This is a genomic window from Saccharothrix longispora (genome assembly GCF_031455225.1).
Taxonomy (GTDB): Bacteria; Actinomycetota; Actinomycetes; order Mycobacteriales; family Pseudonocardiaceae; genus Actinosynnema; species Actinosynnema longispora.
The window spans coordinates 7,850,729-7,869,024 of sequence record NZ_JAVDSG010000001.1 but is presented as its reverse complement, the minus strand read 5'-3'; the positions used below and the strand labels follow the sequence as shown (position 1 = coordinate 7,869,024).

Genomic DNA, 18,296 nt, shown 5'->3' with positions numbered 1-18,296 from the left:
GACTCGCGGGTCAGTTGACCAGGATGCCCAGTTCGGCGCAGTCGTCCGCGGTGTCCCCGTCGCACAGCTCGGCCGGCTTCACCGCACCCTCTCCGACCAGGGCCCGCACGTTGTCGCGGGCGACCAGGTCGGCACCGAGCAGCACCGACTTCACGTCCCGCCGCGACACCAGGTCACGGGTGTTGCCGGTGGCCAGGTCGTCCGCGCCGGCCAGGTCGCCGCGCGCCACCGCGATGGCCAGCCGGGCGGCGGCCTCCGCCTCGTCGCGGATCGGCTTGTAGACCGTCATGCACTGCTCGCCGCGCAGGACCGCGCGCAGGCCCTCCAGCGTGGCGTCCTGGCCGGTCACCGGCACCTTGCCCGCCAGGCCCCTCGCCTTGAGCACCTCGATGACCGCGCCGGCGAGGCCGTCGTTGGCGGCCACCACGCCGTCGACCTTGCCGCCGTTGCCGTTGAGGATCTGCTCGAACGTCGCCTTGCCGATCACCGGGTCCCACTTGTCGATGGCCTTGCTGTCGACCAGCTGCAGCGCGCCGCTGTCGTACTTCGGGCCGAGCTTGCGGCGCTGGCCGTCCGCGAACAGGGTCGCGTTGTTGTCCTGCGGCGCGCCCTGGATCTCGATGATGCTCGCGCCCGGCTTCTCGCCCAGGCAGCGCAGCAGGCCCTCCGCCTGGAGCTCGCCCACGTTGAGGTTGTCGAACGAGACGTAGTACTCGGCGAACCCACCGAGGCTGATCCGGTCGTAGTTGATGACCGGGATGTTCGCGTCCCGGGCCTTCCGCTCGACGGCCGCGCCGCCCTCGGGCGACAGCGGCGTCGTCATCAGCACCTTCACGCCGCGGGCGATCATCTCGTCCGCGATGCTCGCGAACTTCGCCTCGTCGCCGTCGGCGTTCTGGATGTCGCCCTCGATGCCCGCGAAGCTGAACGCCTGGTTCAGCAGCGGCGCGTCCTGCTCGTCCCAGCGGTCCGACGACGACCGGTCCGGCAGGATGACGCCGACGACCGGTTTCACGGCGGGTGCGCCGGTCGCCGGGGCGAGCGGGTCGGGTGCGTCGGAGCACGAGGCGACGGACAGGACGAGCAGGCCGCTGGACACGGCTGCGGTTAGCCTTCGCATTCGCCAACCCCTTGCACGGGCACATGGACGTCGATGACCGGAAACAGAATGTTGCGGAATTCCATCCCCCGGCGTACGGGTTCGTCAAGACGTAGCAACGAGCCGGCTCCAAATGGTCCGCACCAGTCGTGTCGGAGCCCTTCACGGGACATCGAACCCGCTGGTCGAGACGTTACTTTCAGGCGAAATATCACCCTCCGCACCCGATTGACTACGGAGCCGGCACGGTCAAAGCAGGGCTCGTCTTCCTGCTATTTTTGTGCGAAGGTGTCGCCTGCCGAACCTTGGCCGGTTGTGTGAGGAGAAGACAGCGTGAGAATCGTCCCCGCAGCGCTGATGGCCGCGATCGCCGCGGCCCTGCTCGCCCTGGGCGCCGGGCCGGCCGCCGCAGCACAGGTCTCGCCGGCCCACGACCAGGTCGTGGCTGCCTCGAAGTCGCCCGCCTACTCCCAGGTGGTCCACGCCGAGGACAACCGCGACATGTAGTGACCCGAAAGCCCCCGCCTCCCGGTTCGACCGAGGGGCGGGGACTTTCGCATGTCCGCAGGTCGGGGAACCTGCCACCGGGGCTCAGCCCAGGGCGGTACCCAGCGCCTGCCAGTCCAGCACCGGCGCGGCCAGGTCGCGGATCGCGGCCAGCAGGCCGAGCCGGGCGCGCTTGACCCGCTCCTCCTCGGCCATGACCAGCACCTCGTCGAAGAACGTGTTCACCGGCGCGGTGAGCCCGGACGCCGCCGCGGCGAACGCGGCGAGCCCGGTCACACCGGCGGGCACCTCGACGAGCGCCTCGTGCAGCGCCACCTCGGCCGGCTCGGTGAGCACCTGCGGGTCGTACTCGCCCGCGGTGTCGGCGGGCACGATCCGCCGCACCCGCTGGAGCGCGGCGACCAGGGCGGCGAAGTCCGGGTCACCGGCCAGCGAGGTCAGCTCGGCCAGCGTGGTGTCGGCGACCGCGGGCGCGTCGGCCAGCGGCAGCACGGCGTTGACGAACCGGTGGTCGTGGCCGGCGTCGAGCAGCTGCTGCTCGTAGCGCCGCACGGCGAACTCGCGCGCCACCTCCAGGGACTCCGCCGACAGCTCCGGCCCCTGCTCCGCGACGCCGCGGGCGGCCAGCGCCAGCGCCTTGGGCAGCGTGATGCCCTTCAGCTCCGGGAACGCCCGCAGCACGCTCACCGCGCCCAGCGCCGCCCGCCGCAGGCCGAACGGGTCGGAGCTGCCGGTCGGGTTCGCGCCGATCCCGAACAGGCCCGCCAGCAGGTCGAACCGGTCCGCCAGCGACAGCAGCGCGCCCGGCGTGGACGACGGCAGCGCGTCGCCCGCCGACCGGGGCAGCTCCATCTCGAACAGCGCCGCCGCCACCTCCGGGGTCTCCCCCGCGCGCTCGGCGTACTCGCGGGCCATCACGCCCGCGAGGCTCGACAGCTCGATGACCATCTGCGAGCCCAGGTCGAACTTCACCAGCTCGCCGGCCCGCGCCAGCGTCTTGTCGGCCGCGCCGACCTCCTCGGCCAACCGCCCGGCGAGCACCGCGATGCGGGCCGCCCGGTCGGCCATCGAGCCGAGCTTGTCGGCGAACGTGAGCTTGGCCAACCCGGACTTCATGTCCGCGAGCGGCGTGCGCAGGTCCGCCCGCCAGAAGAACGCGGCGTCCTCGTAGCGCGCCCGCAGCACGCCCTCGTTGCCCGCGCGCACCAGGTCCTCGTCGACCTCGCCGTTGGCGACGGCCACGAAGTGCGGCAGCAGCGACCCGTCGGCCGCCCGGACCGGCAGGTAGCGCTGGTGCTTGCGCATCACCGTGGTCAGGATCTGCGCGGGCAGCTCCAGGTAGCGCTCCTCGAAGGACCCGAGGATCGGCGTCGGCCGCTCCACCAGGTTGGTGACCTCGTCGAGCACCCCGTCGAAGTCCACGACCCCGCCGACGGACGCGGCCAGCTCCTCCGCCCGCGCCACGATCGCCGCCCGGCGCGCGTCGGCCGACACGTCGATCCCGTGCCCGGCCAGGAACTCCGGGTAGCCGTCCGCCGTGGACACCTCCACGACGGGGGTGTCGGCCGTGCGGTGCACGCGGGTCCTCGGCTCGGCGGCCAGGGACGACACGGCCACCGGGACCGGTGTCGTGCCGAGCAGCGCGAGCAGCCAGCGGATCGGGCGGGTGAACGACAGCTTCGGGTCGTTCCACTTCATGTTCTTCTCGGCGCGCAGCTCGGCCACGACCTCGCCGAGCAGTCCGCTGAGGACCTCCACCGCGCCGCGGCCCGGGTCGGTGCGCGCGAGGGCGACGTGCTCGACGCCGTTCTCGGTGACGCGGCCCAGCTCGGACACGTCGACGCCCTGGCCCCGGGCGAAGCCCTGGGCGGCCTTCGTCGGGTTGCCGTCGGCGTCGAACGCCGCCGACACACGGGGTCCGCGCACGGTCTTCTCGGCGTCCGGCTCGCGCGCCGCGACGCCCGGCACGAGCACGACGACGCGGCGCGGCGTGCCGTGCACCTCGACGTCGCCGTGCGCGAGGCGGGTGGCGCCGAGCTTGTCGGTCACCGCCTTCGCGACCGCCTCGACCGTGCGGGTCACCTCGTGCGGCGGCAACTCCTCGACGCCGATCTCGAACAGCAGCGTGTTCGAGCCCGCGACCTCGGCGAACGCCTCCGGCAGCACGGCCGGCGCGGGCGCCCCGGCCAGGCCGAGCGGGTGGCCCAGCTCCTCGCGGCGCGCGGCCCACAGCTGGGCGACCTCGCGGGCCAGGCCCCGCATCCGGCCGAACGCGCGGGCCCGCTCCGTGGTGCTGATCGCGCCGCGCGCGTCGAGCACGTTGAACGCGTGCGAGCACTTCAGCACGTAGTTGTGCGCGGGCACGGGCAGGCGGGCGTCGAGCATGCGGCGCGCCTCGGCCGCGTACTCCTCGAACATCCGCTTGGTCGCCTCGACGTCGGCGTCGTCGAGGTAGTAGCGGCTCATCTCGTACTCGGCCTGGCCGAACGCCTCGCCGTAGGAGATGCCGGGCGCGTAGGCGATGTCCTTGAAGTGGTCGACGCCCTGGAGCGCCATCATGATGCGCTCGATGCCGTAGGTGATCTCCACCGACACCGGGTCCAGCGACATGCCGCCGGCCTGCTGGAAGTAGGTGAACTGGGTGATCTCCAGGCCGTCGAGCCACACCTCCCAGCCCAGGCCCCACGCGCCGAGCGCGGGCGAGGCCCAGTTGTCCTCCACGAACCGCACGTCGTGGGCGCGCACGTCGATGCCGAGGGCTTCGAGGCTGCCCAGGTACAGCTCCTGGGGGTCGCCCGGGTCGGGCTTGAGGATCACCTGGAACTGGGTGTGGGTCTGGAGCCGGTTCGGGTTCTCGCCGTACCGCGCGTCATCGGGCCGCACGCTGGGCTCGACGTAGGACACCCGCCACGGCTCGGGACCGAGCACCCGCAGCACGGTGGCGGGGTTCAACGTACCGGCGCCGACCTCCGTGTTGTACGGCTGCACGACGATGCAGCCCCGGTCGGTCCAGTACCTGGTCAGCGCGAGCAGCGCGTCCTGCATGGTCAGCACGGGGGCACAGTCTACGAACGCGGTGCACCCGACCTCACAATCGGGTTACCGCGCTGGTCAGGGCGCGGCCAAACCCGGTATCACGACGTCACCGGGGACGGCCTGTGCGACGCTGTGCGCAACCCGGGCGCCCCCTGAGGCGTCCTTGGAGGCGTACCCGGGTACCAGGGAGGAGTGGGAGTGGACAACCGGCCGCCGGGGCCAGGCGAGCCCGACGGATTCCGCGGGCGACCAGTTCCCCCGCGGGGTTCCTCCGCAGGTCAACCTCGGCGTGGCGGGGGTGGTGGCGCCCCGTTCGAACCCGACCCGCGCCGTCGCCTCGACCCGCCGCCGGGGCGCCCCGCGCGCGCCCGCGCGTCCGCCGACGAGGCCACCGAGCACGTCGAGCCGGTCACACCGGCCGGTCGGTCCGAGCCGCCACCGCGCCGCGAACGCCGCGCGCCCGCCGCCGGGCGGTCCGGTGCGCGCCCGGTGGAGGACGAGCGCTCGGGCGAGCGCCGTCGGCCCGCGGCCGGTCGCGTCCCCGCGCCGGACCGCTCCACCGAACGACCGCGACCCACCGAACGACCGCACCCCACCGAACGACCGCGCCCCGACGACCGGGCCCGCGCCGACCGCGACCGCGCCGAAGGTCGGGCCGCGCCCGCCCGCACCGCACCCGCGGCCGCGCGCAAGCGCCCGACGACCACCTCGGCGGTGAGCGGCGGCGCGCTCATCGGGCGCACGATCCTGGCCGTCACCTCGGTCGCCGTGCTGCTCGGCACGGGGTACGCGTACGCCAACTTCCAGGCGCTGACCGACAACATCAGCACCACGGACGTGATCGGCCTGGAGGGCGGCGGCGAGAAGCCCGCCGACGGCTCGGTCGACATCCTGATGGTGGGCATGGACAGCCGCACCGACGCCAAGGGCAACCCGCTGCCCCGGGAGATCCTGGACGAGCTCCAGGCGGGTGACGAGACGGCCGGCGGGCTGAACACCGACACGCTGATCCTGATGCACGTGCCGAACGACGGCGGCAAGGCCGTCGCGGTGTCGTTCCCGCGCGACTCGTACGTGAAGATCGCGGGCGGCTACGGTCGCCACAAGATCAACTCTGCGTACGGGTACGGCAAGGAGTCCGCCATCGAGCGCCTCAAGCGCGAGGGCGAGTCCGACCCGGCCCAGCTGGACGTCAAGTCCCGCAAGGACGGCGCGAAGAACCTCATCGCGACCCTCCAGGACCTCACCGGCGTCACCATCGACCACTACGCCGAGATCAACCTGGTCGGGTTCTACGAGATCACCAAGGCCGTCGGCGGCGTGGACGTGTGCCTCAACCAGGCCACCCAGGACGAGTTCTCGGGCGCGGACTTCGCCGCGGGGCCGCAGAAGATCCAGGGCCGCGAGGCGCTCGCGTTCGTGCGCCAGCGGTACGGGCTGCTGCGCGGCGACCTCGACCGGATCGTGCGCCAGCAGGTGTTCATGGCCGGCCTGGCCAAGCAGGTCCTGTCCGCGGGCACGCTGTCCGACCCGGGCAGGCTCAGCGACCTGATCGACGCGCTGAGCAAGTCCATCGTGCTCGACGAGGGCTGGGACGTGCTGCGGTTCGCCACCCAGATGAAGGACCTGACCGGCGGCAACCTGAAGTTCGAGACGATCCCGACCGGCGACCCGGAACTCCAGACGCCCGAGGACGGCCTCGCGGTCGAGGTGAACGAGCGCGACGTGAAGAAGTTCTTCAAGAACCTGGGCTCCGACCCGACCGCGGTGGGCTCCTCCACCGCACCGATCGTCGACCCCGGCACGGTGACCGTCGAGGTGCGCAACGCCTCCGGCATCGGCGGGCTGGCCGGCCGCGTGCTCAAGTCCCTCGTCGCCGAGGGCTACGTCGACGGCGGCTCCGGCAACGCCACCGAGGAGGTGCTGTCCTCCGTGGTCCGCCACGGCGCGGGCGGCGAGGCGGGCGCCGGGGCCGTCGCCGACTTCCTCGGCGGCATCGACGTCGAGGAGGACCCCGAGGTGCCCGCCGGGCAGGCGCTGGTGCTCCTGGGCGACGACTACGACGGCCCCGGCGTGCAGGGCCTCACCGGCGGGCCGCTGGTCGGCCTGGACGGCGCCAGGCGGCAGCAGCCGGACACGACCACGCCGCAGCCGCCCATCACCGCCGACGGGGTGCGCTGCGTCAACTGACGGGACTCGGTCGACCGACAGGACTCGGGGGGGGGCGTTCGTGGGGGACTTCGCGGGACGGGTGCGCGCGCTGCCGGCGGCCGGCGCACGGCTGCTGCGGCGGCGGTGGCGGCTCGCGCTGCTCGTGACCGGGCTGCTGGCGGTGCTGGCCGCCACGCCGTGGGTGTGGGTGCGCACCAGCAGCGCCCCGTACGTGCACGGCGCGGCGGACGTGCCCGAGGCCCCGGTGGCGCTGGTGCTGGGTGCCGGACTGACCCGGTCGGGGACGCCGACGCCGTTCCTGGCCGGCCGGCTGGACGTGGCGGCGCAGCTGTACCGGACCGGCAAGGTGGAGGTCCTGCTGGTCAGCGGCGACAACAGCAGGACCGACTACGACGAGCCGAGCGCGATGCGCGACTACCTCGTCCGCCGCGGCGTGCCCGAGCGGGTGGTCGTGGCCGACTACGCGGGACTGGACACGTGGGACTCGTGCACGCGGGCGAAGCGGGTCTTCGGCGTCGAGCGGGTGACCGTGGTGACGCAGGGGTTCCACCTGCCGCGCGCCGTGGCGCTGTGCCGGTCGGCCGGCCTGGAGGCGCACGGCGTCGGCCACGACACGTCGCGGGGCTGGGCCACGACGACCGCCTACGGCCACTTCCGGGAGGTGTTCGCGGCGGGCAAGGCGATGTGGGACGGCGTCGTCGCCAAGCCGGACCCCCGGTTCCTCGGTCCGGCCGAGCAGGGCGTCACCCGTGCCCTGACCCCGTGAAACACTACTTTCGGTACCTCTCCATTAGCCCGATCGGGCGATAAATGGGACAACTCGCGTAAGCAATCGCCGTATCGCGCTTTCCATCTGCGTGGGGTCTGTCGGGGCCCCCGCGGACGGAGGATCGACGGTGCAGATCGACACAGCGGCGTACCAGCGCGTGCTCGGCGACGAGCTGCGCAGCCTGCGCAAGCAGCGCGGATGGACCCGCAAGGAGCTCAACCGACGGCTGCAGAGCGACATCTCGCTGCAAACCCTGGCCACCTACGAGCTGGGCACGCGCCAGTGCTCGGTGGTCCGGTTGGTCGAGATCTGCGTCGCCCTGGGCGTCCCCGCGCACCAGGTGTTGGCCCGGGTACACGAACGTGTGTTCGGGGACGCGCCGGCGGGTCACCTGGCGGTGAACCTCAGCGCGGTCGTCGCCGACACGCGACCGCAGCTGCTGCCGCTGCGGCGGTGGGCGCAGGGCCGACTGGCGCAGCTCGTGCCGGGGCACTCCCCCGAGGTGCACCTGGACCTGCCCGCGCTGGAGTACATGGCGCAGTTGTGCCAGCTCAGCACGGTGGACCTGATCAGGACCCTGCGGGAGCTGGACGGCAACCGCCCCCGGTAGCATCGGGGCACTCCCCCACCCCTGACCGTGCAGGAAGTCGCTTGCCGAACACTCCAGGTGCAGACCCAGCCCGCCTGCCGCTGCGCACCGCAGCCGCCGTGCGACTGGGCAACATGAGCTCGAAGCTGTCGCAGAAGATGGGCCTCGGCGCCGGTGGCATGATCGGCGGCCGGGTCGCGCTGCGGCTGGACCCGCAGGCGTTGGCGCACCTCACCCAGGGTCGTGCCGTCGCACTGGTGACCGGGACCAACGGCAAGACCACCAGCACGATGATGCTCAGCCGCGCCGTGTCCTACCTGGGCGAGGTGGCCACCAACCACGGTGGCGCGAACATGCCCGACGGGCACGTGACCGCGCTGTCCAAGCAACCGGATGCGCCGTACGCGGTGCTGGAGGTCGACGAGGGGTACTTCCCCGAGGTCGTGCGGGCGGCGTCGCCCACCGTGGCCGTGCTGCTGAACCTGTCGCGCGACCAGCTCGACCGGGTCGGCGAGGTCCGCACGATCGAGCGCTCGCTGCGCACCGCCCTCGGGACGGTGACCGGGACCGTGGTCGCCAACTGCGACGACATCATGGTCACCTCGGCCGCCCGCGACTGCGCGAACGTGGTCTGGGTGGCGACCGGCACGGGCTGGCACAACGACGCGGCCTCGTGCCCGCGCTGCGGCGACCCGATCCGCTGGGAGGGCGAGCACTGGTACTGCACCGGCTGCGACCTCGCCCGGCCCCGGCCGAACTGGATCACCGATGACGGCCGGCTGGTGACGCCGAACGGCGCGAAGGTCGAGCTGTCGCTGCGGCTGCCCGGCAAGTTCAACCAGGCCAACGCGGTGATGGCCGCCGCGGCGGCGGTCGCGCTCGGCGTACCGGTCGAGGAGGCCGTGCAGCGGCTGCGCGGCGTGTCCAACGTGGCGGGCCGGTACCGGACGATCCAGCGGTCGGGCCACCGCGCCCGGTTGCTGCTGTCCAAGAACCCGGCGGGCTGGAGCGAGACGCTGACCGTGGTGCGCGAGGCCGACCACCCGGCCGTGCTGGTGATCAACGCGCACGAGGCCGACGGCCGCGACCTGTCGTGGCTGTGGGACGTGCCGTTCGAGAGGTTGCAGGGCCGTCGGGTCATCGCGTCCGGCGAACGCGCCACCGACCTGGCCGTGCGGCTCACCTACGCCGAGGTGCAGCACACGATCGTGCCCGACCCGCTCAAGGCGATCGACGAGATGCCGCCGGGCCCGGTCGAGGTCATCGCCAACTACACCGCTTTCCGGGACCTGAACGCGAGGGCCGCCGAGTGACGACGTCCAAGGTCCAGATCGCCCTGGTGCTGCCCGACCTGCTCGGCACCTACGGCGACTTCGGCAACGCGGTCGTGCTGGAGAAGCGCATGACGTGGCGCGGCATCGCCGCGGAGATCGTCACGGTGCGGTTCGGCGAGCCGGTGCCCGACTCGTGCGACATCTACGTGGTCGGCGGCGGCGAGGACACCGCGCAGACGCTGGCCGTGCGGCACCTGCGGGAGCACCCGGGCATGCAGCGGGCGGCGGCGCGCGGCGCGGTGGTCCTCGGCGTGTGCGCGGGCATCCAGATCTTCGGCGAGTCGTTCACCCGGGCCGACCAGGTCACGCACCCCGGTCTGGGCCTGCTCGACTCGACGTCGCACGCGGGTGGCAGCCGGGCGATCGGCGAGGTGGTCGCGACGCCCGCGAACGGCCTGTTCGAAGGAGTCCTGACGGGCTTCGAGAACCACCAGGGCCGTACCGTGCTCGGGCCGTCCGCGCAGCCGCTGGCGCACGTCAAGGTGGGCACCGGCAACGACGGCTCGGTGGAGGGCGCGGTGCAGGGGCGCATCCTGTGCACCTACCTGCACGGTCCCGTACTGCCGCGCAACCCGCAGATCGCCGACCTGCTGATCGAGTGGGCGACGGGCGTCAAGCCGGCTCCGCTCGAACTGGCCGACGTGACCCGCCTGCGAGCCGAACGCACCAAGGCCGCCGGCCTCTGACCGCGAGTCGTACGTTCGCGCCGCGCGTGTCGTACGTTCGCACTCGGCGAGTCGTAACTTCAGGACCCCCGAGTTCTCCATCCAGAAGTGGGGACTCGGGGGTCCTGAACGTTCGACACACCGGGCCTGAACGTACGACTCGCGCGGGCTGAACGTACGACTCGCGGGGTCAAGCGGGGACTTTGGCGCGGCGGGCCCTGGTCAGGGTGTAGTCGGCCGGGTTCACGGTCCTGGTGCGCATCCAGTAGCGCCAGGTGAAGCCGGGCCACACGGTGCGGTTGACGCCCTGCGCGTCCAGGTACCAGCTCTTGCAGCCGCCCTCGGTCCACACGCCCTTGGTGAGCTTGCGCTGCAACTGCCGGTTGAACCGCGCCTGCACGTCCGGTCGCACGTCCAGCTCGTCGGCGCGGTGCCGGTCCAGCAGGTCCAGGCACTGTCGGACGTAGCGGATCTGCGACTCGATCATGAACACCACCGAGTTGTGGCCGAGGCCGGTGTTCGGGCCGAGCAGGAAGAAGAAGTTGGGGAACCCGGAGACCGTGATGCCGTAGTAGGTCTCGATGCCCTCCTCGCGCCACTTCGTCGACAGGTCGACGCCGCCCTTGCCGGTGATGTCGAGGTAGTCGTACGAGTCGACCACGTGGAAGCCGGTGCCGTAGATGATCGTGTCGACCTCGTGCTCGACGCCCGCGTTGTCCACGATCGAGTGCTCGCGCACCTCGGCGATGCCGTCGGTCACGAGGTCCACGGTGGGCTTGTCCAGCGCCGGGTAGAAGTCGTTGGAGATCAGCACGCGCTTGCAGCCCATGGTGTAGTCGGGCGTCAGCTTCTCCCGCAGCACCGGGTCCTCGACCTGGCCGCGCAGGTGGCGGCGGGCGATGCCCTGGGCGAACTCCATGATCTTCGGGTTCACCGCGAAGCCCAGCGCGCTGGACTCGCGCACCCAGTAGACGTAATCGCGGTACAGGCGCTGGGTGAACGGCAGCGCGCCGAACAGCTTCTGCTCCCAGCCGCTGATGGACCGGTCCATCTTGGGCATGATCCACGGCGGCGTGCGCTGGAAGATCGTCATGCGGCCGACCTGGTCGGCGATCCGCGGCACGAACTGGATCGCGCTCGCGCCGGTGCCGACGACGGCGACCTTCCGCCCCGCGAGGTCGTGCTCGTGGTCCCACCGGGCCGAGTGGAACGCCCTGCCCTTGAACTTCTCGATGCCGGGCAGCACCGGGACGTTCGGGATGTGCAGCGCCCCGACGCCCGCCACGACGGCCTTCGCGGTGTAGGTGTCGCCGTTCCCGGTGGAGACGTGCCAGACCTTGGCGTCCTCGTCCCACCGGGCGCCGGCCACCTCGCTGTCGAACCGGATGTGCTCGCGCAGGCGGTACTTCTCGGCCACGCGGTGCAGGTAGTCCCGGATCTCCGGCTGCTTGGCGAACATGCGCGACCAGCGCGGGTTCAGCTCGAACGAGAACGAGTACATGTGCGACGGCACGTCGCACGCGCAGCCCGGGTAGGAGTTGTCCCGCCAGGTGCCGCCGAGGTCGGCCGCCTTCTCCAGCACGACGAAGTCGCGCTCCCCGCTGCGCTTGAGCTCGATCGCCATGCCCAGGCCGGAGAAACCCGTGCCGATGACCAGGACCTTGACCTCTCGGTGCATGCCCGTCCTCCAAGTCCGGCTACATACTGCTCAGTAGGTTACTCGAAGTAAGTTACCTCCGGTAGTCTGTGGTTCGTGACTTCCGCGGGGCGCGCCGACGCCGAACGTGCCGACGCCCGGCCGAAGCGCCGCCGGATGCCCAAGGCGCAGCGCAAGGCGCAGATGCTCGACGTCGCCGAGACCGTCTTCGCCGAGCGCGGGTACCTGGCGGCCTCGATGGACGAGATCGCCGAACGGGTCGGCGTGTCCAAGCCGATGCTGTACGAGTACTACGGCTCCAAGGAGGGCCTGCTCATCGGCTGCATCCACCGCGCGCGCACCGAACTGCTGGAGCGCACGCAGCAGGCCATCGCCGGCGCGGACGGCCCCGAGGAGGTCCTGCGGCGCGGCCTGCTCGCCTTCTTCGAGTTCATCGCCGGGCACAAGCAGTCGTGGTCGCTGCTGCGCCACGAGGCGGCGATCACGGTGCCGTCCGCCGTCGAGGAGGTCGAGGGCATCCGGCGGCAGCAGACCGACCTGATCGCGGCGGTGCTGCTCGCCTTCGCCCCGGACGTCGACGCGGTGGAGGCGGAGGCGTTCGCCGAGATCGTGGTCGGGTCCACCGAGCGGCTGGCCCTGTGGTGCGAGCGCCGTCCCGACGTCGGCCCCGAGCTGGCCACCCGCTACGTCATGGACGTGGTGTGGCGCGGCGTGGCGGCCCGGCTGGGGTAGGGGTTCAGGCGCCTCGCCCGCGGCGGCCGAAGAGGAGCAGGACGGCACCCGCGAGCACGGTCGCCAGACCGGCGAGGGCCGTCAGCGCGGGGGTGGCGCCCGTGTCGGCCAACGCCTGCCGCTCGTTCGAGGCCGTGCCCAGGACGGACCGCCCCCCGGCCGGCGCGACGGCGGCGGTGGTGGACGTGAGCTGCCCCGTGGTGGGGCCGGTGGACGTCGCGGACGTGACCGGGTCGGTCGTGGACGACGTCGCCGACGTGCCCGACACGGCGGTCGTGGTCGTGGACGTCGCCGAGGTGCCGGAGACCTGCGTGGTGGTCGTCGTGGTCGAGGTCGCCGACGTGCCCGAGACCCCGGTGGTCGTCGTGGTCGGCTGGGTGGTGGTCGACTGGGTCGTCGTGGTGTGGCACGGCGGCTCGCCGCGATCGCAGACGTCACCCCGCCCGGACGGACCGGCGGGCGACGACCACGGGGACGACCACGGGGAAGCCAGGGCCACCCCCGGCACGAGCAGCAGACCGAGCGACAGGCTCACCGCGACGGCGGTTCGACGACTCACGCAGACCTCCAAGGCTGACGACGTTGCTCCGTTCGGCCTATCGGCACCTCATTTCCCGGCGTTAGCGATCACGCACTCTCAGTACACGACCGGGTAATGGTTCGTTCGGCGTCCCGACGCCCGGCGAACGGCGTCGGAACGCCATCCCCCGCAGGTGGGAGGCAACTCCGGGGCCTCTCACTCGTTAGAGGGACAGACGACGTGCTCGGCCCGAAACGCCGGTCAGATGGGAACAGAGGACCGACGGAGGGCGCAGGCATGTCCAGACTCCCCATCACCGCGAACTACCGGCGCCACGGCGACGACTGGGCCGTCGTCGTGCGCGCCGACGGCAGGGAGCTCGCCGCGACGGCGCCCGGCCTGATCGCGGCGCGGCTCGCCGCCGACCAGTTCGCGGACGAGATCGCGGGCCGGTACGCCGACCGCACCGTGGTGCACCTGCTCGACGGCGACGCGCTCGCGTTCTCGGTGGCGTACCTGCACACCCGTGCGGGGCTCGCGCCACCGGCACAGCGGAGGCGTGAAGCGAGCAACACTCACGACCAGGTGATCGATGCCTAGGACCGATCCAACCGGCCTAGGATGTCCGGCCAAAGAGGCGACGGGAGCGCGAGATGGCGACACCGGTGTACAGCGAGACCAGAACCACCCCGCAACGGGGTAGACCGAGGGACGCGTCACGGGACGACGCGCTGCGCCAGGCGGCGTTGGAGGTGATGGCGGAGGTCGGCTACCGGGCGTTGACGATGGACGCCGTCGCCGCTCGGGCGCGTGCCGGCAAGGCCACGATCTACCGGCGGTGGGAGTCGAAGCTCGACCTCGTGATCGACACCTGCACGCAACTGGCGCAGCAGAACCTCGCCGAGCCGGACACCGGTTCGCTGGCGGGTGACCTGCGGGAGTTCCTCGCCGCGTTCGCCGCGTTCCTGTCCGGGCCGAGCGGCAAGGCGGCACAGGCGCTGGTCGGCGAGCTGCCGCACGAGCCGGAGCTGGCCTCCGCGTTCCGCGAGACGTTCCTGACGACGCAGCGCGACGTGCTGCGCGGCATCCTGGAGCGCGCGGACGGCCGGGGCGAACTGCGCCCCGACGCGCCGCGCGGCATGGCGGTGGAGATCGCGGGCGCCGCGCTGATCTACCGGTTGATGCTCACCGGCGACCCGCTGGACGTCCCGTTCGTCGACCGCGTGGTCGAGCAGGTGCTGCTGCCCCTCGTCGCCAAGGGGCAGTAGGTCACCGGAACGAGTGGATCACCGGAACAGCTTGCGCAGCAGGGCGAACCCGATGAGCACGGCCACCGCGATCAGCGAGTACCGGATCTTGGGTTCGTCGAGCTTCGCGCGCACGCTCTCCTTGCCGGACTCGACGAAGCGCTGGGGGTTCGCCCTGGTGCCCAGTTCGTCCAGCGTCGCGGCCAGCGCGTCGCGAGCCTGCTCGATCTCGCGCTGGATGGTGTCGGGGTCGCGGGCCACATCTCCTCCTAGCTGCGGTCTGGCCACAACCGTAGTTGAGAGGCGCGCGAGCCGTTGAGCGGACCGGCGGAACGGTCCCTCGGGACCGGTCCGCCGGCGCGTGCCGATAAGCTGCGGCCGGCGGGCTCGTAGCCCAATTGGCAGAGGCACACGGTTTAGGTCCGTGCCAGTGAGAGTTCGAGTCTCTCCGGGCCCACGTCGCAGCAGCGCCCCCGACACCCGCCGGGGGCCCGCTCACGCCGTGCAAGGGGTGTCACCCCCAGAGCGCAGGGGACAGGAGGGCCGTCGCTCCGATCGGCGGCAGGCCGTCGTCGAGGCAGCGCAATTTCTGGTAGATGTCGCGCATCGTGGCCTTGTCCGGGATGTGCGGGCCGTTGGCCGCACGCTCCAGGACCGTCAGCGTGCTCACCAAACTGATCTTCCCGACGGTACGCCCAGCACCCTGGAGCCGTCCGAGCCGACGGATCTCCGAGGTCGCGATGCGCGTTCCCTGGCCGTCGTCGATGAGCACCGTCACCGTCTCACCGGATTCGGCGGCGACGACCGCGTGCGCGATGACCATGAGTTCACCCAAGTCCCTGGACTGCTCCAGTCGCTGCTTCATGGGTTGTCGGGTGATCCGGTGCACGGCCGCCGCGAGTTCCGGCGTTCCGTCGTCGGAAAAGGATCTCCACCCAGCGAGGCGTCAACTTCCGCCAGACCGTTGCGGCCGGACGAAAGCGGGCATCCTGCCTGGATTTGCGCAGTACCTCGTCCTGCACGGCCTCCGGCGCACTGAGCCGCCCCAGGACGCCGATCAGGAGGCGCTCCTGGTTCACGGAGAAGAAGTTCAGGCCGGGTCCGGCATCGATGATCGGCCGGCGGCTCATCCGGCGCCATCCCCCGTCACCGGGCCCGGATCACCCTTCGACGCGCCGAGGTCCTCGTCCAGGGCGGCCAGGTCCACATCCACATCGGGCAAGTCGACGGCGGCGGCCCACGCGGTCGGAGGCTCGACGGGCACGACGCCCGCCGCCAGCAGGTCAGCCTCGACGACCTCCACCGGGACGCCGCGCAGGGTGGCGATGGCCTGCGCGGGCAGCACGGCCTCGGCATACCCCCTGATCGCACGGGCGAGCAACTGCTGAGGCGCCCTGCGCTGGTCGGATTGAACCTGCAAGGCGCGGTACTGGTCGCTCCAGCCGAACCGCGTGGCCAGGTGGGAGGTGGACAGCGCCATCCACTCCTGCTTGGTGTCGTCGTCGATGCGGTCGGCTTGGTGCAGGACGATGGAGGCGAGTGCGGGCGACACCAGGAACCGCTGGACGATCGCGGACAGGGTGGACCGGGTGATCTCCGTCCGGTCCCCGAGGAACTCGCGCAGGCCGTCGACCGGAAGGAGCAGGTGCCGGGCGAAAGCGTCGGCCCGGATCTCCACGGGAGTCCGTTCGCTCCACCCTTCCGTGCCGTCGCTCCAGTCCTCGAAACACACGTGGCCGAGTTCGTGGGCGAGCGTGCTGCGTTGTCGCATCGGATTCCTGGTGCGAGCGACACCGATGAACACAGTGCCACTCGCCGGGTCCCGCATGGTCAGGCCGTGCTCGTCGGGGCCCGCGTCGAGCACAGCCACGTCGATCCGGGTGGTGTGCTCGATGATGGCCACCAGGTCACCCAGCGGATGCAGCCCCAAGTGGTGTTCCTCGCGGAACCGGGTGGCCGCGAGGCGCCCCTCGGCTTCTGCGTTCACGCCCTGCGCTCTCCCGTCATACCGCGGTGGGGATGGCTTGATCGTTCAGGTAGTCGTCCAGTTCCAGGAAGTGCAGCAGCGCTTCGCGCATGCGGTCCATGCCCGAATCGTTGGTGGCCCGTGCTACACACTCCACCCGGTCGGCCACCGCCCTCATTCCGGTGAGCTGCGCGACCGTGTGGCCGGTCGCCCAGGCGATCGCCACGACTTCCGACATCTTCGCCACACGGTCCTCGGAGATGATGCGCGACAGGGTCGGCTGCGAGATGCCGGTCACGTCGGCGAGAGCCCGTTGACTGAGGCCTGCGGCAACACGAGCGCGTTCGACCAGCGCCCCGACGTTCGTGGTCATGACCACCCCCAGTGTTGAATCATAATCGGCCTGACTGATTCAGCATAGGCGAACACTCCACGTTCGACCAGCGCCTTGACACCCGCCGGGGGCCCGCTCACGCCAGGTAGCGCAGGACTTCCAGCATCGACTGCGGGTCCACCGAGGACGGGTCGGGCTCAACGCACGCGGCCAGTGCGGCGCGGACCCCGGCCGCGTCGAGACCGGTGCCGATCAGCACCAGCTCGGTGCGCCGCGGGCCCGGCCACGCCGAGCGCTCGAACCGCAGGAACGCGCCCACGGTGTGCAGGGAGAACCGCTGCCGGTGGCCGGGCACGTCGAACGACACGAACCCCTTGATCCGGTACAGCCCGGCGGGCCTCGCGTCGAGGAACGCCATGAGCCGCGCGGGGTTCACGGCGTCTGCGGTGAACTCGACGCTCTCGTAGCGCACGTGGTCGTGCTCGGCGTGCCCGTCCGACTCGGCCAGCAGGTCGTCGAAGGACAGCTGGCCGACGGCGGTGCGCTCCCGCCGGTCGAACAGCAGCTCGGGGTCCACCCGCCCGAACGTCGCCCGCACCACGGGCACGCCGGGCTTGAGCCGGTCCACCCCGGCGGCCACGGCGTCCGGGTCGGCCACCCGGTCGACCTTGTTGAGCACCACGAGGTCCGCGACGCGCAGGTGCCGCGCCAGGTCGGCGGGCGGCTCGGCGGCGTCCACCAGCAGCACGAGCCCGCCGTACGACAGCCGCGGGTTCTCGCTCGCCAGCACCATGCGGGCCATGGCCTGCGGCTCGGCGAGGCCGCTGGCCTCGATCACGATGACGTCGACCAGCGAGTCGAGCTTGGCGAGCATGCCGTCCAGCTCGCTCACGTCGATCGCGCAGCACAGGCAGCCGCCGCTGAGCGACACGGTGGAGTCGACCTGCCCGGCCACGCTCATCGCGTCCACGCCGATGGCGCCGAAGTCGTTGACCACCACGCCGATCCGGGTGCCTCGCGCGGCGGCGAGGAGGTGGTTGAGCAGCGTCGTCTTGCCGGAGCCGAGGAATCCCGCCACCACGACCACGGGGATGCGCTTCACGCCCGCGAAGCCTAGTCGGGGTTCACCAGCCGGATGAACTGCTCCATGGCCGCGTCCACCCCCTCGCGGTCGCCGGTGGCCACGAGGTCGAGCAGCAGGCCGCGCGCCACGGCGAGGCCGAGCCGGGCGCGGGCGGTCGCCACGTCCGGCGGGAACCCGCGGGCCCGTTCGGCCGCCGCCACCGGCTCGACCCAGTCCGACACGATGCCGTCGAGCAGCGCCGTCGTGCCGGGCCTGCCCTGCGCGGCCTGTCCGTAGAGCTCGAAGAACAGCCGTTCGTGGGCGCGCAGCGCGGGGTCGGTGAGCACGCGCCAGAACTCCCGGGCGGCTCGGGCCGGGTCGTCCGCCGGCAGCCCCGCCAGCACTTCCCGCTGCCGCGCCTCCACGGCCTTGACCACCTCGACGAGCAGGCCCTCCTTGGACCCGAAGTGGTAGAGCAGCATCCGGTGGCTGGTGCCGACCGCCGTCGCCAGCGACCGCAGGCTGACCTCGCCCAGCCCGTGCTCGGCCAGGTGCGCCACGACCGCGTCCAGCAACCGCCGCCGCGCGGCCCCTTGTCCCGACATG

At 71.8% G+C, this 18,296-nt stretch carries 19 protein-coding genes and 1 tRNA gene; 10 read left to right on the top strand and 10 right to left on the bottom strand.

Annotation, left to right across the window (positions count from 1 at the left end; all coding sequences use genetic code 11):
• Positions 1–10: 10 nt before the first annotated feature.
• Positions 11–1,120, bottom strand: a complete 1,110-nt coding sequence (locus tag J2S66_RS34560; RefSeq protein WP_310313267.1) for a sugar ABC transporter substrate-binding protein — start codon at positions 1,118–1,120, stop codon at positions 11–13.
• Between the two features lie 312 nt (positions 1,121–1,432).
• Between J2S66_RS34560 and J2S66_RS34555 the strand changes: the two genes are divergently transcribed.
• Positions 1,433–1,606, top strand: coding sequence for a hypothetical protein (locus J2S66_RS34555; protein WP_310313264.1), 174 nt, complete (start codon positions 1,433–1,435; stop codon positions 1,604–1,606).
• Between the two features lie 84 nt (positions 1,607–1,690).
• On the opposite strand, the gene J2S66_RS34550 is transcribed toward J2S66_RS34555, so the two are convergent.
• The gene (locus tag J2S66_RS34550; protein ID WP_310315311.1) at positions 1,691–4,651 is read right to left on the bottom strand and encodes a glycine--tRNA ligase; all 2,961 of its coding nucleotides are present in this window, start codon (positions 4,649–4,651) and stop codon (positions 1,691–1,693) included.
• A gap of 480 nt (positions 4,652–5,131) precedes the next feature.
• Here J2S66_RS34550 and J2S66_RS34545 point away from each other — a divergent pair, with 480 nt between their 5' ends.
• The 5 genes from J2S66_RS34545 to J2S66_RS34525 all read left to right on the top strand — a co-directional run bounded on the left by J2S66_RS34545 (position 5,132) and on the right by J2S66_RS34525 (position 10,192).
• Positions 5,132–6,832, top strand: a complete 1,701-nt coding sequence (locus tag J2S66_RS34545; protein ID WP_310313261.1) for an LCP family protein — start codon at positions 5,132–5,134, stop codon at positions 6,830–6,832.
• Between the two features lie 40 nt (positions 6,833–6,872).
• Positions 6,873–7,580, top strand: a complete 708-nt coding sequence (locus J2S66_RS34540) for a SanA/YdcF family protein (protein WP_310313259.1) — start codon at positions 6,873–6,875, stop codon at positions 7,578–7,580.
• Positions 7,581–7,710: 130 nt separating this feature from the next.
• Positions 7,711–8,193 carry a helix-turn-helix domain-containing protein gene (locus J2S66_RS34535; RefSeq protein WP_306748942.1) on the top strand — a complete coding sequence of 161 codons (483 nt, stop codon included), beginning with the start codon at positions 7,711–7,713 and terminating at the stop codon, positions 8,191–8,193.
• A 113-nt stretch (positions 8,194–8,306) separates the two neighbouring features.
• Positions 8,307–9,485, top strand: a complete 1,179-nt coding sequence (locus J2S66_RS34530) for a Mur ligase family protein (RefSeq protein WP_310313256.1) — start codon at positions 8,307–8,309, stop codon at positions 9,483–9,485.
• Entirely contained in the window at positions 9,482–10,192 is a 711-nt protein-coding gene (locus J2S66_RS34525) for a type 1 glutamine amidotransferase (RefSeq protein WP_310313253.1), read from the top strand. Before J2S66_RS34530 ends, J2S66_RS34525 begins: the two co-directional genes overlap by 4 nt.
• A gap of 169 nt (positions 10,193–10,361) precedes the next feature.
• On the opposite strand, the gene J2S66_RS34520 is transcribed toward J2S66_RS34525, so the two are convergent.
• Positions 10,362–11,849 (bottom strand): flavin-containing monooxygenase, encoded by a 1,488-nt coding sequence (locus J2S66_RS34520; RefSeq protein ID WP_310313251.1) that lies wholly within the window; start codon positions 11,847–11,849, stop codon positions 10,362–10,364.
• Positions 11,850–11,984: 135 nt separating this feature from the next.
• On the opposite strand from J2S66_RS34520, the gene J2S66_RS34515 reads away from it, so the two are divergent.
• Complete coding sequence (locus tag J2S66_RS34515; protein WP_310315307.1) at positions 11,985–12,560, top strand: TetR/AcrR family transcriptional regulator; 576 nt, start codon at positions 11,985–11,987, stop codon at positions 12,558–12,560.
• A gap of 4 nt (positions 12,561–12,564) precedes the next feature.
• Here the strand turns inward: J2S66_RS34515 and J2S66_RS34510 are convergent, their stop codons facing one another.
• Positions 12,565–13,119, bottom strand: coding sequence for a hypothetical protein (locus J2S66_RS34510; RefSeq protein WP_310313248.1), 555 nt, complete (start codon positions 13,117–13,119; stop codon positions 12,565–12,567).
• Between the two features lie 258 nt (positions 13,120–13,377).
• On the opposite strand from J2S66_RS34510, the gene J2S66_RS34505 reads away from it, so the two are divergent.
• Both J2S66_RS34505 and J2S66_RS34500 read left to right on the top strand, forming a co-directional pair.
• Positions 13,378–13,680, top strand: coding sequence for a hypothetical protein (locus tag J2S66_RS34505; RefSeq protein WP_310313245.1), 303 nt, complete (start codon positions 13,378–13,380; stop codon positions 13,678–13,680).
• A 53-nt stretch (positions 13,681–13,733) separates the two neighbouring features.
• Positions 13,734–14,348, top strand: coding sequence for a TetR/AcrR family transcriptional regulator (locus tag J2S66_RS34500; RefSeq protein WP_310313240.1), 615 nt, complete (start codon positions 13,734–13,736; stop codon positions 14,346–14,348).
• Between the two features lie 18 nt (positions 14,349–14,366).
• On the opposite strand, the gene J2S66_RS34495 is transcribed toward J2S66_RS34500, so the two are convergent.
• Positions 14,367–14,588, bottom strand: coding sequence for a DUF3618 domain-containing protein (locus J2S66_RS34495; protein WP_306748933.1), 222 nt, complete (start codon positions 14,586–14,588; stop codon positions 14,367–14,369).
• 122 nt (positions 14,589–14,710) lie between these two features.
• Here J2S66_RS34495 and J2S66_RS34490 point away from each other — a divergent pair.
• Positions 14,711–14,784 (top strand) — tRNA-Leu (locus tag J2S66_RS34490).
• Between the two features lie 57 nt (positions 14,785–14,841).
• Here J2S66_RS34490 and J2S66_RS34485 read toward each other — a convergent pair.
• The 5 genes from J2S66_RS34485 to J2S66_RS34465 all read right to left on the bottom strand — a co-directional run bounded on the left by J2S66_RS34485 (position 14,842) and on the right by J2S66_RS34465 (position 18,295).
• A complete protein-coding gene (locus J2S66_RS34485) occupies positions 14,842–15,192 on the bottom strand; it encodes a PIN domain-containing protein (protein ID WP_310313236.1) in 351 nt (116 codons plus the stop codon).
• 261 nt (positions 15,193–15,453) lie between these two features.
• Positions 15,454–16,257, bottom strand: a complete 804-nt coding sequence (locus J2S66_RS34480; RefSeq protein ID WP_310313231.1) for an ImmA/IrrE family metallo-endopeptidase — start codon at positions 16,255–16,257, stop codon at positions 15,454–15,456.
• A 73-nt stretch (positions 16,258–16,330) separates the two neighbouring features.
• A complete protein-coding gene (locus tag J2S66_RS34475) occupies positions 16,331–16,666 on the bottom strand; it encodes a helix-turn-helix domain-containing protein (RefSeq protein ID WP_310313228.1) in 336 nt (111 codons plus the stop codon).
• A 97-nt stretch (positions 16,667–16,763) separates the two neighbouring features.
• Complete coding sequence (locus J2S66_RS34470) at positions 16,764–17,729, bottom strand: CobW family GTP-binding protein (RefSeq protein WP_310313224.1); 966 nt, start codon at positions 17,727–17,729, stop codon at positions 16,764–16,766.
• An 11-nt stretch (positions 17,730–17,740) separates the two neighbouring features.
• Entirely contained in the window at positions 17,741–18,295 is a 555-nt protein-coding gene (locus J2S66_RS34465; protein WP_310313221.1) for a TetR/AcrR family transcriptional regulator, read from the bottom strand.
• Position 18,296 lies beyond the last annotated feature (1 nt).